The 16,876-nt window shown below is 62.1% G+C and carries 13 protein-coding genes; 2 read left to right on the top strand and 11 right to left on the bottom strand.

The annotated features are described in order from the left end of the window. Positions 1 to 31: 31 nt before the first annotated feature. The 11 genes from GS_RS14845 to GS_RS14795 all read right to left on the bottom strand — a co-directional run bounded on the left by GS_RS14845 (position 32) and on the right by GS_RS14795 (position 13,896). The gene (locus GS_RS14845; protein ID WP_010943582.1) at positions 32 to 1,339 is read right to left on the bottom strand and encodes an ABC transporter ATP-binding protein; all 1,308 of its coding nucleotides are present in this window, start codon (positions 1,337 to 1,339) and stop codon (positions 32 to 34) included. 9 nt (positions 1,340 to 1,348) lie between these two features. Then, positions 1,349 to 3,085: an ABC transporter permease gene (locus tag GS_RS14840; RefSeq protein WP_010943581.1), complete on the bottom strand. Its 1,737-nt coding sequence runs from the start codon at positions 3,083 to 3,085 to the stop codon at positions 1,349 to 1,351. Next, positions 3,063 to 3,923 carry a phosphatase PAP2 family protein gene (locus GS_RS14835; RefSeq protein WP_010943580.1) on the bottom strand — a complete coding sequence of 287 codons (861 nt, stop codon included), beginning with the start codon at positions 3,921 to 3,923 and terminating at the stop codon, positions 3,063 to 3,065. The genes GS_RS14840 and GS_RS14835 overlap by 23 nt, the downstream gene beginning before the upstream one ends. Before the next feature lie 2 nt (positions 3,924 to 3,925). Then, on the bottom strand, positions 3,926 to 5,827 hold the full coding sequence (locus GS_RS14830; protein WP_010943579.1) for an LTA synthase family protein: 1,902 nt from the start codon (positions 5,825 to 5,827) through the stop codon (positions 3,926 to 3,928). A gap of 185 nt (positions 5,828 to 6,012) precedes the next feature. Next, the gene (locus GS_RS14825; RefSeq protein WP_010943578.1) at positions 6,013 to 7,440 is read right to left on the bottom strand and encodes a heavy metal sensor histidine kinase; all 1,428 of its coding nucleotides are present in this window, start codon (positions 7,438 to 7,440) and stop codon (positions 6,013 to 6,015) included. Further along, a complete protein-coding gene (locus tag GS_RS14820; protein WP_010943577.1) occupies positions 7,421 to 8,092 on the bottom strand; it encodes a heavy metal response regulator transcription factor in 672 nt (223 codons plus the stop codon). The genes GS_RS14825 and GS_RS14820 overlap by 20 nt, the downstream gene beginning before the upstream one ends. A 179-nt stretch (positions 8,093 to 8,271) precedes the next feature. Beyond that, entirely contained in the window at positions 8,272 to 9,018 is a 747-nt protein-coding gene (locus tag GS_RS14815) for an acyl-CoA dehydratase activase (RefSeq protein ID WP_010943576.1), read from the bottom strand. A gap of 4 nt (positions 9,019 to 9,022) precedes the next feature. After that, the gene (locus GS_RS14810; protein WP_010943575.1) at positions 9,023 to 10,318 is read right to left on the bottom strand and encodes a double-cubane-cluster-containing anaerobic reductase; all 1,296 of its coding nucleotides are present in this window, start codon (positions 10,316 to 10,318) and stop codon (positions 9,023 to 9,025) included. A 257-nt stretch (positions 10,319 to 10,575) separates the two neighbouring features. After that, entirely contained in the window at positions 10,576 to 11,013 is a 438-nt protein-coding gene (locus tag GS_RS14805) for a DUF4418 family protein (RefSeq protein WP_010943574.1), read from the bottom strand. 155 nt (positions 11,014 to 11,168) lie between these two features. Continuing rightward, entirely contained in the window at positions 11,169 to 12,803 is a 1,635-nt protein-coding gene (locus tag GS_RS14800) for a methyl-accepting chemotaxis protein (RefSeq protein WP_010943573.1), read from the bottom strand. A 157-nt stretch (positions 12,804 to 12,960) separates the two neighbouring features. Further along, on the bottom strand, positions 12,961 to 13,896 hold the full coding sequence (locus GS_RS14795) for a LysR family transcriptional regulator (protein ID WP_010943572.1): 936 nt from the start codon (positions 13,894 to 13,896) through the stop codon (positions 12,961 to 12,963). Positions 13,897 to 14,166: 270 nt separating this feature from the next. On the opposite strand from GS_RS14795, the gene extH reads away from it, so the two are divergent. Then, complete coding sequence (gene extH / locus GS_RS14790) at positions 14,167 to 15,573, top strand: selenite/tellurite reduction operon rhodanese-like protein ExtH (protein WP_010943571.1); 1,407 nt, start codon at positions 14,167 to 14,169, stop codon at positions 15,571 to 15,573. A gap of 67 nt (positions 15,574 to 15,640) precedes the next feature. Then, positions 15,641 to 16,861 (top strand): selenite/tellurite reduction operon porin ExtI, encoded by a 1,221-nt coding sequence (gene extI / locus GS_RS14785; protein ID WP_010943570.1) that lies wholly within the window; start codon positions 15,641 to 15,643, stop codon positions 16,859 to 16,861. Positions 16,862 to 16,876: the final 15 nt, after the last annotated feature.

Below are 16,876 nucleotides of genomic sequence, written 5' to 3'. Positions count from 1 at the left end.
AAGCGGATACGGTCAAGGCGTTAGTTGTGACTTACTGCCCCTCTTCGATGGGATTCTCCAGGCTCAGGAAGCCGGAGCTTTCATCATAGGCAAAGATCTCCGCGTTGCGCCCCCACTCAATGACGACCCGCAGTACCCGCTGAGCCTCGTCCTCGCTCAGGAAATCCTCCAGTTCCCGGAGGAAACGTTCTTCCGGCGCCTGGTTGCCGGGGCGCTCATCCAATACCCGGCGGATGTGAGCCGCGAGAGGGACCCGGCGCACCAGGTGCTCGGCAAAGATCTCCTTCTGCCGGAGGATGTCGGCCTCGGCAAAGCTTCGGCCCGACGGGGTGAGTTCCACGTCGCCGGCTTCCACCCGGGCGAAGCCCAGAATCTCCAGGGCCTCCAGGAGGGGGAAGAGGTGATCGACGCCGAGCCCCTGATCATCGGCGATTTCAGGAAGATCGGCCCGTCCACGGTAGGGTTCTCGGGCCAGGGCGTCGATGAGGCCCGTCAGGCGGGAGACGGACGCATCAGGGAGGCGGTGACCGATGGTGACCCCCTCGGGGCGTACGGCACCGCGCGGCTGCTCGGTCATGAGGGCGTAGACGTCGTCCACGAGCTTGCGGAACTGGGGAGCTTCCCGGTCCCGGGGGTGGGGGAGGGGGATCGGGACCTCTGCCACGAGCCGGCCGGGATTGGTTCCCAGGATGACGATCCGGTCGGCCAGGAGGACCGATTCCTCGATGTTGTGGGAGACGAGGATAATGCCGCGGGTGGGAATTCTCCGCTCGATCCAGAGTTCGATCAGGTCGGTCCGGAGGGTTTCTGCGGTGAGGACGTCCAGGGCCGAGAACGGCTCATCCATGAGGAGGAGGTCCGGCTCCACCACCAGGGCCCGGGCAAAGCCGACCCGCTGCCGCATGCCGCCGGAGAGTTCTTTGGGGAAGGCCGACTCGAAACCGTCTAGGCCGATCAGGTCGATGGCCTCCAGGGCGCGCCGGCGGCGCTCCGCTGCCGGTATCCGGCGGGCCCGCAGGCCCAGCTCCACGTTATCCAGGACCGTGAGCCACGGCATGAGGGCGAATGTCTGGAAGACCATTGCCACCCCTTCCACGGGGCCGGTAACCGGGCTGCCGCCGTAGCTGACGGTGCCGCCGCCGGGGGGGATGAGCCCGGCAATTATCCGGAGAAGGGTTGATTTGCCGGACCCCGACCGCCCCAGTAGCGCAACGATCTCCCCCTCGCGGACGGTGAGGGTCACGCCGTCGAGGACCAGGTGCTCGTCCCCTTCGGTCTTGCGATACGATTGCCGGATGCCGTCGAGCCGCAGCAGCTCGGCTGAAACTGGTTGGGTCATGGCGGGCTCCTAGTCGAGGCGGTACCTGGTCTGGGCCAGGAGGTAGAGCCTGCGCCAGAAGAAGCGGTTCAGGCAGACGACATACATGCTCATGACGGCGATACCCAGGACGATGTGGGGGTAGTCGCCCTGCTCCGTCCAACGGGCGATGGCCGAGCCGAGGCCGGTGGCGGTAAGGGTGGTTGGCCCCCAGCTCACCACCTCGGCGACGATGCTTGCGTTCCAGGTTCCCCCCGACGCAGTGACGAGCCCCGTGATCAGGGAGGGGAAGATGCCGGGAAGGAGGAGTCGCCGCCACAGCTCCCACCCCGACAACCCCAGGTTGGCGGCTGCCTCCCGCAGATCGTTGGGGATGGCCGAAGCTCCCGCGATGACGTTGAAGAGGATGTACCACTGGGTGCCGAGGATCATGAGGGGAGCGGTCCATATCTCCGGGTTGAGGCGGAAGCGCACGATCAGGACCACTGCCGCGGGAAAGAGGAGGTTCGCGGGGAAGGCGGCCAGAAACTGGGCCACCGGCTGGACGCGCGTTGTCCACCGGGGATTGAGGCCGATTGTTACCCCGATGGGGACCCAAAACAGCGAGGCCATGATCAGAAGGACAGCAACCCGCGCCATGGTTGCCAGGCCGAGGCCGAAGACGGAGAGGATCTCGCCGAAGGGGATCACGCTCACGAAGCGCGCCAGCTTCCAGAGTGCCCAGAGTGCCGCAACTGCGAACGCCGCGTTCCAGATCCGATCCATGATGCGCGCCGCAGGTCGCCCGCGATGCCGATGTTCGCCGGTGCGAGGTCTCCGTCTCCGGGGAAGGCGTTCGGTGAGCAGCTCAGGGAGGGCGCCGGCCAGGCTCAGTGCCCGGGCCAGAAACCGTGTCCGGGCAAAGAGGGTGAGGCACCACGACTCCGGCGCGATGCGCGCCTGGGAGAGTTCCACCCGGAATTTTTCGGCCCATGCCACGAGGGGACGGAAAAAGAGCTGATCATACAGGAGGATTACCGCAAGCATGGTTGCCAGTGCCCAGGCGATGGCCCCCATGTCCTGCCGGTGAATGGCAAGGGCCACGTAGGAGCCGATTCCGGGGAGGGTGACGGCGGTCTTGCCCACGGTGATCGCCTCGGAGGCCACCACGAAGAACCATCCCCCCGAAACGGACATCATGATATTCCAGACCAGCGGCGGTACCGCGAATGGGGCCTCCACCCGCCAGAACCGCTGCCAGCCGGAGAGGCCGAAGAGGGTGGCCGCTTCGCCCAGATCCCGGGGAATGGTCTTCAGGGACTGGTAGAAGCTGAAAGCCATGTTCCACGCCTGGGATGTGAAGATGGCGAAGATGGAGGCAGCCTCCACCCCCATGAGGCTGCCGGGGAACAGGGCGATAAAGCCGGTAACGGTCACCGAGAGGAAGCCGAGGATCGGCACCGACTGGAGTATGTCGAGGGTCGGGACGAGGATCGGGCTGAGCCGCCGGCTCTTGGCCGCCAAAGTGCCGTAGGTGAGGGTGAAGGCGAGGGACAGGCAGAGTGCCGCTCCCATGCGGATTACGGTGCGCAGGGCATAATAGGGGAGATGCCGGGGGTCCAGGGAGAGCGAGGGCACGATTTTCCCCGGAACAAAGGTTGCGGCCATTTCCCGGCTCCCCCATGCCAGGAGTGCCACGACTCCCAGGACGAGCAGGAATGCCGCCACGTCCCAGAGATTCGGCAGTGAGAGCGTTTCACGAAAGCTATGGCCGGCGCGGGACGACAAGGGTTTCTCCTGCGTCGTGCGCCGACTGCGTCATGCCCGGCATGTCGGGAACGGTCTGATGCGGCCTCCGCTCGTTCCAACCGTCGTCCGGTCCATTGTTTCCTGATCGATCCATGATGGTGCTGTTGCGCACCGATGGGGCCAAGAGCGGCCTGAATGCAGCGTAGAGCACCAGTGCCGCGAACCAGCAGACCGCAGCGGACCAGATGGTGTGGGAGAGGAAATGGGCGCCGCGGGCCATCTGGCCGTAGCCGTAGATGGTCCCGAGGGCAATGCCTGCCGTGAGCCCTGCCCGGGCGGTCGCCACCCGACGGTCCCGCAGGGCGAAGTAGATTCCCATGAGGGCATAGCCGCCTGCCGCGTGCCCCGCGGGGAAGCAGCGCCCTTTGTCGGGTCCGGGAGTAGGACCTTCAAAGAGCCTGGTGTAGGGAACGGTTCCGCCGTAACGCTCCATATCCCAGGGGCAGTGGCGGCCGGTCAGGTTTTTGCCGACGGCGACCAGGCCGGTGCCGAGACAGATGACCAGCAACAGGTAGAGCGCCTGCCACCGCCAGCGCTTGAGGCGTGCGATCTGGAACGAGAGGACCCATGCGATCAGTGAGAAACTCGCCACGACCACCACCAGGTCTCTGCCCCGCTTGTGGATGAGCCACTGGGCCCACCATGACTCCCGGGCGGGCCAGGTGCCTGAAGCGAAATCGTAAAATCGGTCGGCCAGGGCCAGGTCCACGTGGGTTATTTCGCAGGCCGCGACGGCGAAGCCGAACAAAAGGAGCGGTACGGCAAAGTGCCGGAGCCAGAACCCTGCATCCAGGGGGGCTGAGGATCGCGTCTCCATGGCTAGGGTATCCTGTTGAGCCGGTTTTTATAGATGTAGTTGGCCCCCTGGTACCAGGCGAGGGCTTCCTGGAGGAGCCGTTCATCCATGGGGAGCGGCTCGGTGGCACCGCTCCGGCGGTCGAAGCGGACGACGCCCACCCCCTTCTGGGGGCTCAGGATAAGGAGCCGGTCACCCTCGATGTAACCCAGTTTCTGGTAGGTGGAGATGAAGGCCCGCTCCGGACGGTTGGCAGCCTTGAGTATGTCGTGACCCAGGAAATCGGTGGTGTAGCTCATGTTCAGGAGCCCGAGCACGGTGGGGGCCACGTCGATCTGGGCCATCATCCGATCGACCCGTCCCGGCTTGACGTGATGGGGTGCGTAGACCAGGAGCGGGATCTCGTACTTTTTCACCGGCAGATCTGTTTTGCCGGCGCTGCTGGCACAGTGGTCGGCCACGAAGACGAACACCGTATCCTTGAACCAGGGTTCTTTGCGCGCCTCTGCGAGGAACCTGCCGATAGCATAGTCGGCGTACTTTACCCCCCCGTCGCGGCCGGTTTTTGAAGGGATGTCGATCTTTCCCGCCGGGTAGGTGAAGGGGCGGTGGTTGGAGGTGGTCATCACCATGCTGAAGAACGGCCTGCCCGCGGCAAAGGATGCGCGCGACTCCCGGATGGTTTTGCGGAAGAGGTCTTCGTCGCAGACTCCCCAGATGTTGGCGAAGGTGATTTCGTCCTGGGCAAAGCTGTTCCGGTCCACGATATCGAAGCCGTTGGCGGAAAAGAAGGCGTTCATGTTGTCGAAGTAGCCGTAACCGGCATAGATGTAGCGGGTATCGTACCCCTTTTCCTTCATGACCTCGCCCCAGGAGCGGAATCCGCCGTTGTCGGGGCGCTTGACGATGGAGGTCCCGGGGAGCGGCGGAATGGAGAGGCTGAGGGCTTCGAGCCCCCGGATGGTCCTCGTGCCGCTGGCGTAGAGATGAGAGAAGACGAGGGATTCCCGGGCCAGGCGGTCGATGTTCGGCGACAGCCCCCGCGTGTCGCCCCAGGCTCCCAGGAATTCGGCGCTCAGGCTCTCTTCCACCACCACGATGACGTTGAGCCGTTTCTCCCTCCCTTCGCCGGTTATCTGGCGGGTCATGCGGGGTGGGGGCGCAACGAAGTGGTTGTTCCGTTCTTCTACCATGTCCCGGAGGCGGGCCATGACCTGCTGGTTGTCACGGGTTGCGTAGAAGCGCGTGAAGTCCAGCTCGTTGTTGCGGAAGGCGGCGAACAGGCCGTAGAGACCGTTGCCTGCCAGTTCGTTGGCATAGCTGTTGGCGGAGATTGCAGTCGTGGAGATGTTCACAAAGAGAAGGGCTGCCAGGGGAAGGGCCAGGAGCGCTGCGCCGAGGCGACGCCTGCGTCCCGAAAAGGTGATGGCTGCTGCACGGTCGATGGCGCCCTGCAGCAGCCGGGTGAGGATCAGGGCCGCGGCCAGGATCGCGCCGAGGATCGGAACGAGGGGGTATGATTCGCGGATGTTGCCGATCACCTCGCCGGTGTAGATCAGATAGTCCACGGCAATGAAGTTGAAGCGGGTGGCGAATTCCTCGAAGAAGAAGTATTCGGCCACGGCGCCGAAGATGAGGGCGGCGATGATGACCAGGAACGCCGCCTGGACCAGCCAGGCGTGCTTCCTGTGTTCCACGAGCCGTCGTGGTGCGAGGATCAGGTAGAGGGCTGCCGGGATGAGAAGATAGGCAAGGGCGGCAACGTCGAACAGAAGCCCCGCCGCGTAGGCCTTTGCCACAAGGGGGAGCGTGAGCCCCGACCCCTTCGGAACCATGGTGAGGAGCACGGTTCGGGTCACGGTGGCGATGGCCAGGTAGATGAGCGAAAAGAGGGTGATGATGCCAAGGTTACGGCGCAGGTTCATGAAGGCTCCGCATGAAGGGATCATACTTCAGCAGACCATCATATCTGTGAGAACCTGACCGGATCATGACGGAAGGATGACAATTTTGTCATCCTGGTGTAACTGGAGCGTGGCGAGGCGGTGGCTGAGGATCTCTCTCCGTCCCCTTCGGGAGCCTCCAATGGTAGTTCGAAAGAAAAGAAAAACTACTGGCTGGCGAGTGGGAAGCGGAGCGTCACGGCGGTCCCCCTGCCCGGAGCGCTATCGATGGTCACGCTCCCCCGGTGAAGTTCCATGATAGAACGAACGATGGCGAGGCCGAGCCCGGTTCCCTGGGCATTGAGGGTACGGGCCTCGCTGCTGCGGTAGAACCGGTCGAAGACCCGTGGGAGGTCGTCCGCGGAGATACCGATGCCCGTGTCGATGACGGTCAGGAGTGCGGCGCCGTCATCGGCCCGATCGATGCTGACGGTAATCGTTCCCCCTGCTGGGGTGTAGCGGATGGCGTTGGAGAGGACGTTCCCGACGGCCCGTTGGAACAGGAGCGGATCGGCCGAAATCGTTCCTTCGCCGGTGCACGAGATGGCGATTCCCTTTTCCTCTGCCAGGGTGCCGTAGTAGTCCTGAAGCAGTTCCAGTTCATGGCCCGCGTCCAGGGGGACCGGTTCGATCCGCTGCTCGGCCCGGGCCAGGAAGAGAATGTTGTCGATGAGCCGCGAGAGCCGCTCGTACTCCTCAAGGCTCGACTCGATGACCCGGCGGTATTCTTCCGGAGAACGGGCCCGGGAGAGGGTCACTTCCGCTTCGCCCCGCAGGATGTTGAGGGGGGTGCGGATTTCGTGGGCCAGGTTGGCGGAGGAGGATTCAAGCCGCTCAAAGGAGGATTCGAGCCGGGTGAGCATCGCGTCGAAGGCGGCGGCGAAACGGGCCAGCTCACGAGGCCATACCCGGGCATCGATCCGTTCGTGGAGGGTTGTCACGTCAATGCGGCCAGCCGTCTCCGTGAGTTGGACCAGGGGGCGCAGCCCCCGTCGCACCACCACCACGTTGAGACCTGCCGAGAGAAAGAGTCCGGCCAGAAACACAAAAGCCATCTTCTGCTTGTATCCTTCAAGCATCTCCTCTTCTTCGGTTACGTCCAGCGCCACCTGGATCTGGCGGCTGTCCGGCGCTCGTCCCCCGTCGGTCCAGGCTGCGTTTACCAGGTAGACGCGGCCCTCGGGGGTCTTGAGCTTCTTCCCCCGGCCGATGGCGTGCGTGTCCCGGGCCGGCCGGGGAAACATGGCGGGCGGGGCAATGCGGTCCATTCCCCGCGTCTCCATTATGATATTTTTCCGGGCGTCGGCGATGCGGACCAGGTACCGGCTATCCTCGCGCATGCTCCCTTCCCACTGGACTTCCTGCTCAAGGTGCACTCTGTCTTCGGGGTAACGGACGATGATCGCCTCGATAACCCGGATCTTGTCGATGATGAAGTCGTTGTCCTCGAACTCCAGGTCGCTTACCAGGGCAAGGAACTGAAACACGATGGCAAAGAGGAGGACGCCGGTGGTGGCGAGGGTGGAGAGGACGGTGAGACGCGCGGCAAGGGAGAGCGTTCCCGGGGAGGGGCCGTCACTTCGCTTCAAGTACATAGCCTGCTCCGCGGACGGTGTGGATGAGCTTCCTCTCGAAGGGGTCGTCGACCTTGCGCCGTAGCCGACGGATCGCTACGTCGACGATGTTAGTGTCGCTGTCGAAATTGATTCCCCACACCTGTTCGGCGATGAGGGTGCGGGAAAGTACCTCGCCTTTACGGCGCAAAAGCAGCGATAACAGGATGAATTCCTTGGCGGTGAGGTCGATGGGCCTTCCCTCCCGCCGGGCCTTGTGCCCCACGAGATCCATCTCCAGGTCGTCAGCCCGCAGACGTTCCGGCTGGCGGGACGGCCCTCGCCGGAGAATGGTCCGTGCCCGCGCCAGGAGTTCCGAGAAGGCGAAGGGCTTCACCAGGTAGTCGTCGGCCCCCAGTTCAAGCCCTCGCACCCGGTCGTGCACCGCATCCCGGGCCGACAGGTAGATGACCGGCACCTCGCTCCCTTCTTTCCGCAGCTCTTCCAGTACTTCCCATCCGTCCCGGCCGGGCAGCATGATGTCGAGGATGATCAGGTCATAGTTCTCGGTACGCGCCAAGTGGAGGCCGTCGTCGCCGGATGCGGCGGTGTCGGCCGTGAAGCCGTTCTCCGCGAACCCCTTTTGGAGGTAGGCGGCGGCCTTCTTTTCGTCTTCGATGATCAGGACGCGCATGGAGATGTCGGGGCGCCGGGGTGGCGGATGGGGTGGATTTTTCTGGTGATTTTAGCGTCTGCGTCGGGATGTCGCAACCATTTTAACTGAGGGAGCGCCCGGCCGGCGATGCGCTGCCGATCGGGCGCTCCGGTGAGAGGGGAGGTAGTGGCCTGGCAGGGGGAAGGGGGCCGGTGATGTCAGTCAAGGGTGCCGGCGTGAAGGGCTGCACCCAGTGCCCCCATTATTTCCGGGCGCTCCGGCACCGTGAACCGAACCCCCAGCCGTTCCTCCAGCAGCCCGACCAGTGCACGATTGCGGGCGGCACCGCCGGAGAAGACGAGCCGGCGACCGTGGCCGGCTTTGTTCAGCATGGCGGCCAGGCGGTCGACGATGGCAAGGTGAACGGACCGCGCAATCGCCTCCGGAGGTGTCCCCCGGTTCTTGAGGGAGATGACTTCCGATTCGGCGAACACGGCGCACATGCTTCCGATGGCGTTCCCTTCCCGGGCGGCCAGGGCCGCCTCGCCGAACTCGGCAAGGGTGTAGCCGAGGGTGGCGGCCATGATCTCCAGAAACCGACCCGTGCCGGCCGCGCACTTGTCGTTCATCTGGAAGTTTTTCACCCGCCCCGCGCCGTCCAGGTTGATCACCTTGGAATCCTGTCCCCCCACGTCCAGTACCGTCTCGCATGAGGGGTCCGCGTGTCGCGCCCCCAGGGCATGGGCCTTGATCTCGGTGATGATCTCCCCGGCGAAGTGCCGCTGGGCCAAGTGGCGGCCGTAACCGGTGGACACCACCCGCCGGGCGTTGAAGCGGGCCAGGAGCAGTGCTGCCTGGTCGTGGGGGGCGAACCCGCTCTCCACGACCAGGCTTTCCGCCAGGATTCCATCCTTAACCGCGGCCAGCTTGATGGAACGCGAGCCCAGGTCGATCCCGATCAGCATCGTTTCAGCCCCGGATCTGCTCTATGAACGCTTCGATCCGCGTCTGGAGCTGCCCCACATCTTCGGGGGAGTAGTCGGTCTCGATGGCCAGGAACGGTATCCCCTCCCGCTCACACATCTCCCGCAGCTTGACCGCTTCGATGTTGTAGGTGTGGCAGAACTGGAGGCAGTAGTCGATGAGTCCCTGGGCGCCGGACGCCCGGTATTCGACCAGCACCTGCTCGATCCGGTCGTCGTTGGGGGTGAAGCAGGAGCAGTCGATCTTCATGTACCGGTCGGTCAGCAGGCTCAGTTGCTCGTCGACGGTGGCGGTGCTCTCGTCGGTCAGGTCCTTGTAGTACCGGGTACCGATACAGCTTTCCTCATTAACTACCACGGCGCCGGCGGATTCGATCAGGTGATGGAGCTTCCAGTTGGGGAGGGCCATCGGAGTGCCCGATACCATAACCCGTGGGGTGGCAGCGGGGGCAACGGCCACGCCGGCGGCGATCCGCTCATCCAGTTCATCGCAGAGCTCGTTCACGTTGGCGGTGAAGCGGGCCGGATCATCATAGAACGCGATCTGCTGGATGAGGAGCATATCCTTGCCGCTGATGGGCGAGGGGGTGTGGTGGCGCAGGTCGTTGAGGCGCTGGAGGGCGAGGCGCTTGGCGTTCATGACCCGGATGGCGGCGCCGATCCCTTCGGCCGTTGCCTTCCTGCCGGATACCTCCTCCATCTTTGAGGTAAAATCCTTTACCTCCTCCAGCCAGAGGGCTTTGTCCCGCGCCCGCTTCATCTGGGGAATCTCCATTACGTGAGTCGGCACTTCGCGGTCCAGGAGCTCCCAGGTCTTTTTCTTGGCATCGCAGGTAGTTTCGCCGTAGACCAGGTCGACGGCCTGGAAGTAGGGGCAAATCTTGCCGAGCTTGAATCCGAAGGCCGACTTCACCATGGGGCAGATGTTACGGGGCAGGACTTTCTCCGCATCGGGAATGGATCCCTGGGAGCCGCCGCACAGCCCCACGCAGATGCCGCCCACTGCCATGATGACCTCTTCGGGCACATATACGCAGAACGTTCCCACTACGGGGCGGCCGGCGTCCTTGGCCGTCACGAGCTCCTCGACCCGGCCGCTGTGGAGCTCGGCAATCATGCCGTCGAAGTACTCCATCCGCGCCGGCCTGTTCTTCTGGCTCAGATAGATGCCTCGGAATGCCTCGGTCAGCATTTTCGGCATGCCGCTAAACCGTTCAACGTTCATCCCCAGGCGTTCCCACAGTGCCGGGTTGGCCTTCACTTCAAACTGTTCCGGTGTCATCCGTTCCCCTCCTCAACAAGCGGTAAAATAATGCGTATTTCAATTGCATTGTATGCATATGTCAAATTGATAATATTTATGATTTAAAACAATGGCATTGTAATTATGAATAGAGTTGGAGAGATTGCACGAAGGTGAACCCGATGGGATAGTGCATGTTACCGTTCGGGGGCGGGTGAGCGGAGCATGGTTGCTGTGATCGACTTGTTGAGGGGGCTGGGTGTAAGGGTAAAAGGGGCTCTCCGACGGGTTACTGCTCAGGTGCGGCGGCGAAGCGAGGCGCGGAACCGGTCGAGTGATCCGATCGAGAAAAGGCCCAGCAGGCTGAAGAACACCTGAAAGGCTCCCAGGGCGAGGGCCGCTGGCAGGGTGCTTGCCCGGCACGGCATTCCCTCCGCGTGGCAGACGCCGGGAGTCAGCAGGTAGCCGTAGAAGAGGAGCCCCGCCAGCGTCAGGCACAACCAGAGAGCCCCTTTCGCAGTCGCAGTGTCGGGGGCGAACATGACAGCGCAACTGCATGCCATGGTGATGGCCCCGATTACGTAGGTCATGGCAGCCGCATCGCTGCACGGCATGAATGCGCCGAGCTTAGGGTCGATGTTCGAAGCGTGGATGCAGACGGGGGCAAGAATCCGGGGCAAAAGGAGCAGCAGGGCTCCGGATATGAAAAGTGCGGCCGCACTGAGTTGCTTCATGTGTACTCCCATTAGCGTTTGCCCATAGTTACCATTGAGTCCGTTGTTTGTCATCAAAAATGTACTCGCCCGATAGCGTTCCCTGCCTGCGTCACGTAACGAAAAAAGGACCCCCCGGATCGGAGGGTCCTTTTTTCGTTAACAGATGAAGACGGTCAGGCTGCGAGATGGAACTGGCCGATCAGGTGCTGCAGCTCTGCCGACAGCTGCGAGAGTTGCCGCGCGGCCGCCGCGGTTTCCTGGGCACCCCGGGCCGTCTGCTGAACCACATCGGTAATCTGCTGGATGTTGCCGCTGATCTCCGACGTGGTCGAGGTCTGCTGCTCGGCTGCCGTTGCTATCTGGTTGATCTGCATGGTCACACAGCCCACCTGCTCCAGGATCTCTTCCAAGGCCTTGCCCGACTGGGATGCCTCGGCCGTGCCGCGTTCCACTTCCCGCACCCCCTGCTCCATGGAGGCGACGGCCCCCTTGGTCTCCTGCTGGATCGCCTTGATCATGGTACTGATTTCCCTGGTAGCGCGGGATGTCCGCTCCGCCAGTGCCCGGACCTCGTCGGCGACCACGGCGAAGCCGCGCCCCTGTTCACCGGCCCGGGCCGCCTCGATGGCCGCGTTCAGGGCCAGAAGGTTCGTCTGGTCGGCGATATCCTCAATGGTGCCGATGATTTCACCGATCTGATCACTCCGGGCCCCGAGACTTTCCACGGTTCTGGCCGTCTCGCGGACCCGCTCGGCGATTCGCTCCATCTCGCCGACCGTATGGCGAATGACCTCCGAACCCTGGACCGCCGTATCGCTTGCCCGTCGGGACTCTTCAGCAGCGGCGGTGCAGTTCTGGGCGATCTCCGCCGAGGTGGACGCCATTTCCTCGCTGGCCGTGGCCACGGTACCGGTTTGTGCCGCCACCTCCTCCGCGCCGGTCGCCATTTGCTCTGCATTGGAGGTGAGCTGGCTCGCCGCCGCCGCCACCTGGGATGCATTTTCGGCCACGCCGGCAATGAGCCGGTTGAGCCGATCCGCCATGGTGTTGACGGCCTCGGCCAGTTGCCCGGTCTCGTCATTCTGTTCCATATCCAGGCGGTGAGCCAGGTCGCCCTGGGCGATGGCCTGGGCAAAGTCTACGACCTTCCTGAGCGGTACCGTGATCTGGCGAGAGACAAAGAGGCCGAGGACCACGGCGACAACCATGCCGATGAGGGCAAGAAGCATCATCTGGGTCAGTGCGCTTTGTGCCGCTGCCGCATTCATGTCTTTTCGCTTTTTCGCCCCGGCGATCTTCATGTCGAAGAGCTTCTTGATCGATTCATCGATCTTCTTTTCGAAGGCCAGCCCCTGGCTCCGCATGAGAGCCAGCGCTGTTTCCCGGTCTCCGTCAAGGGTCGCGGTGACGATTTCTTCCCGCACCGGTGCATACTCAGCGATGGTGTTTCTGAGGGCGTCGAATTCCTGCCGGATATCTTTGCTGAGGATGCTCTTGCCGAAATCCGCCAGCCCTTCGTCGATCTCCTTGTAGAACTTGGCGATGGAGTTTGCGTTGGCCTGGGCTCGGGCGGGATTGTCGTCAAGGATCATGCCGCGAATGTTGACCCGTGCCTTCTGGAAGGCGATGGCCACTCCGCCCATGGTGCCGAGGGGTTCGGTAACCAGATCGTACATTTCAGTGCCGGCCGTTTCCATGACGCGGATCTTCAGGGTGCCGATGAGGCCGACCAATCCTGCTATAACGGCCACGAGTACGAAACCCGCCACCAGTTTTGTGCTCAGATGCAAGTTCCTGATAACGCGCATCGTTCTCCTCTCCTTTCGGTCCAGCCCAATCGGATGGCTCGGCGTTGGCCGGATCCTTGATCGTGAACACACGTCGCGTGTGGTTATCTGTTGTTGCGTATCGGAGCATACCCGAATAACTTTAAGGAAAATTGAGATCGCCTGGAAGGTGGCGGCCTTACCGGGTGCGCCGGGAGGAGAACAGGGCAGCGGAGGAGGGGATGTCGTGGGCTGCAAAGAGCGTTTCAGTGAAGGCGTGAATAGCGGGAGAACACTCCATGTGCGGGCTGAATACAATGGTGCGGGGACGGAACGGGTCGAATCCGGCGATCCGGTGTGCGCGCAGTGTGCCGGCGCGAAGCTCGGCCTGAACGATCGTTGCCGAGACAAAGGCGATGCCGTTGCCGGCGCGTACCTGGCTGAGGATGAACGGGCAGTCGTCAAAGTATACGGTGTTGACGAACTCGTTGCCGTCGCGCCCGATGGAGCGCATGTTCCGGTCGAGAAAACGTTTGGCGCAACCGGTTTCGTTCTTGAGGTAGAGCCGCTCCCCCAGCAACCGGTCGATGTCCGGTGCAGGCATGTCGATGCCGCGCGCGGGGGCGCTGATGAAGATCATCTCGTCGGGGGGGAGCGGATACGTCCGGTAGCCGTTCAGGTCAAGATCGTCGCAGTGCTCGATGAGGGCGAGATCGAACCTGCCGCTTCTGATCCCGTCAAGAGCCTCCTCGGGCATGGCGAAAACGAACTTGAGATCTGTTTTCTCCCCTTTGTCGGCCAGAAAGGAGTCGAGGATTGCCGGAAGGCTGCCGATGCCGAAGGACGGGGTGCAGCAGAAGGATATCTTCTGCCTCGTTTCCTTGACACCAAGGCTGTCGAGAATTTGGCGCTCGATGTCAAGGATCGACTTGGCCTTTTCGATCAGCATTTTTCCGGCAGGGGTGGGTCTCAGCGTGGTTCCGGTACGCTCCAGGAGGGGGCGGCCGTAGTGTTCTTCCAGCAACTTGATGCGTCGCGAAACCGCGGACTGGGTGACGCAAAGCAGCCCTGCAGCCTTTGAGATGCTGCCGATGGTCGCGACCTTTATAAAAGTATTAAGAAGGATCAAATCCATTGTTTTATAGTGAGTTATGGATGTTATGCGTGTTGCGCATGGCTGTTATGAAAATGTTTCACTTCAAGTTATTACAAAAACGACGATATAGTTCAAGATGAAAAAAGAAAGTCATGATAAGCGGTTGCTTTGTGCGGCATTATTTGGCTCTAATTGTGTGGCACTTTTGTTGCAATAGCTGACGGGATAGTCGTTGTATTGCCTCGCACCGCGTGCGTGCGAGGCGCCGTTTCCTTCGGGGAGGGGCAATAACCAGTTAAAGGAGGTTGTATGGCGAAACAGGCATGGAGAAAGGGACGTGTCATGCTGGCGAGCATGCTCGGCGTTGTTGCGCTGACGCTGCTCACTCTGTGGGGCTGCGGTGGCGGGGGCTATGATCAGCCGGCCACATCTGCCGTCACGATGCAGACGGCCAATGCCCTGGTAACAGCAGAGCAACTCAAGGCATGGATTGACGCAGGACTGGTGAACAAGGCGAGCGGAAGCTACGACCGCGTTGTGATTCTCGACGTCTCCAGCAATGAAACCGATGGTTCCAACAAATACAACACCGTCGGACACATCCCCGGGGCACAATTGATTTCTGCCGGAGCGAATGCTTTCCAGGACAATACCCGTGCTGAAGGGCCCCTGAGTGTCACGGGCAACATGGTCTGCACCGGCGCAACCATGGACGCTCTGATTCAAAACGCGGGCATCGACGGAAATACGACCATCGTGCTCACCAATAACGCCAACAACACCATCAACGTGGCGCGGGCGTACACGACGTTCCGTTACTGGGGCTTCCCCAAAGCCCGTCTTAAGGTTCTGCAAGGCGGAAACCCCGCCTGGGTTGCCGCGGGTTATTCGCTGACCACGGCCGTGCCGACGATCCAGAAGTCAACTTACGGTGTGGCCCAGAACGGCACGAGCCGGGTAAACACCGACATGCGCGTCTCCCTGCCCGAGATGATCGCCTATGTTCAGGGAGTCGTTGCCGGTAACGCAAACAAAGTCTTTATTCTTGACACGATTCGTCCCGGCACGGTGTCCTCGACAACGGACCTCCTCGACGGCAACTTCTATACTCCGTTCGACGGCGCCATCAAGGGCTCGTACCGCTTCCCGTACGCCAACGTGGTTTCGCCTGCAAGCACTCTCTATTTCAAAGACGCGGCAACCCTGCAAACCGACATCAGTGCCGCAGTGGCCGGAGACGGTGTTACCACCCTGGGGGATGCGAACCGCGATTCTGCAAAGACCTTCATCGTCTTCTGTCGGGCCGGCAACGCTGCATCCGTGGCCTATTTCGCACTTGACGGCATCGCCTACTACAACTCCAACGTTGACGTCAAATGGTATGACGGCTCGCTGGGTCAATGGAACCTGATGGCCTCGTCGAGCCATACCGCCACCGATACGACCGGCGCTACGGTCAATGCCGGCGGCAAGCTGGCCGTCGGGTCTATCTGGGACACCACCCTCCTGACCGACAACCTGACCTGGAACGTTGGGCGGACCATCAGCACCACGAATCTTGCCCAGCGGCCTATTATCAACTACACGTCCCGGGTCTTCGGGGTTGAGCCGAGCTTCGCGCAAGGCAACCAGATTGAAGATGCCGACAGGGCCTACCGCAGCACCGTTACCGGTACGACCGGTGGTGGCGGCTCGACCGGTGGCGGTGGCTGCTAGCAGTGAGCGACGTTCTTGATCCCCGCCCCTCGGGGCGGGGGACTTCTCAATTAAAAGGAGCGAATGCATGATGAATATGCGCAAGATATCGACCATCTCCGGCGTCGCCCTCGGTACGGCCCTCCTGGCCGGCACGGCGTTCGCCGGTCCCCGGATCACCTTTGGCCCCGAAGACCAGGGCGCCCTCCAGATCGACTACAAGGGCCAGTTCCAGATGTCGATCCGCGACAACGGCTCCGGCGCCAACGGTGACGATACCACCACCAACTTCAACTTCCGCCGCAACCGTCTCGCCTTTATGGGCAAGTACGGCGATATGCTGAGCCTTTATGTTCAGACCGAATTCACCGAAGATCCCAACGTGGGTACCCTCGGAGTCGGCGACAACAGCGCCGACACGGAGTTCCAGCTTCTCGACGCCGTTATGCGTTTCAAATTCCACGATGGGTTCCGGGTCAATGTGGGTAAATTCAAGCACAACCTGACCCGTGAGAATCTCGAAGCGTGCGAAATGCCTCTGACCCTGGACCGGTCCCTCTTTATCCGCGCCCCCTATGTTTCGACCCGCGACGTGGGTGTGGCGGTCTGGGGTAACCTGTTCAACGACGTCTTCCAGTATCGCCTCGACGCGATGGAAGGCCGCAAGGCCGGCGACCGGGATGCCAACGGCTATTCTTCGCCTGATTCGAACTTCCGCTATACGGCCCGCGCTCACGTGACACTGCTCGATCCCGAGAAGGATTACGGCTACAAGGGTACCTACATGGGCGAGAAGCAGGTCCTGACCGTGGGCGCCGGGGTTCAGTACGAGCCGAACGTCGCTTATGGCAATGCCGCCACTCAGTCCGACTCCAAGGATTACACCGCCTGGACTGTTGACGGTTATTTCGAGTATCCGGTCGAAGGCTTCGGCACCATCACCGCTTCTGCCGCCTACGCCGACTTCAGCATGGATGACGCATATACCGTATCCACCAATGTGGACAGCGGTGCCATTGGCCTCAACGGCGAGAAAAACGGCTGGTATGCCAAGGCCGGTTACATGCTCCCCAACTTCCCGCTCCAGATCTTCGGCCGCTACGAGCGGTGGAGCTTCGCCAGCCTCAACAATGTGGTGGACCAGGACATCAACTGGTACGGCGTCGGCGCCAACTACTACATCTGGGGCCAGAACCTGAAACTGACGGCCGAGATCAGCAAGACCGACTTCGACAAGGAAGGCACGTACAACGGAGTCAAGAGCGAGGACTTCACCACGTTCATCACCCAGCTCCAGCTCCTTTTCTAGGGCTGAGCGCAGCAC

Origin of the sequence: Geobacter sulfurreducens PCA (genome assembly GCF_000007985.2) — a bacterium.
Classification (GTDB): Bacteria; Desulfobacterota; Desulfuromonadia; order Geobacterales; family Geobacteraceae; genus Geobacter; species Geobacter sulfurreducens.
The sequence above is the reverse complement of the archived record's forward strand: the minus strand, read 5'-3'. Positions and strand labels throughout refer to the sequence as shown.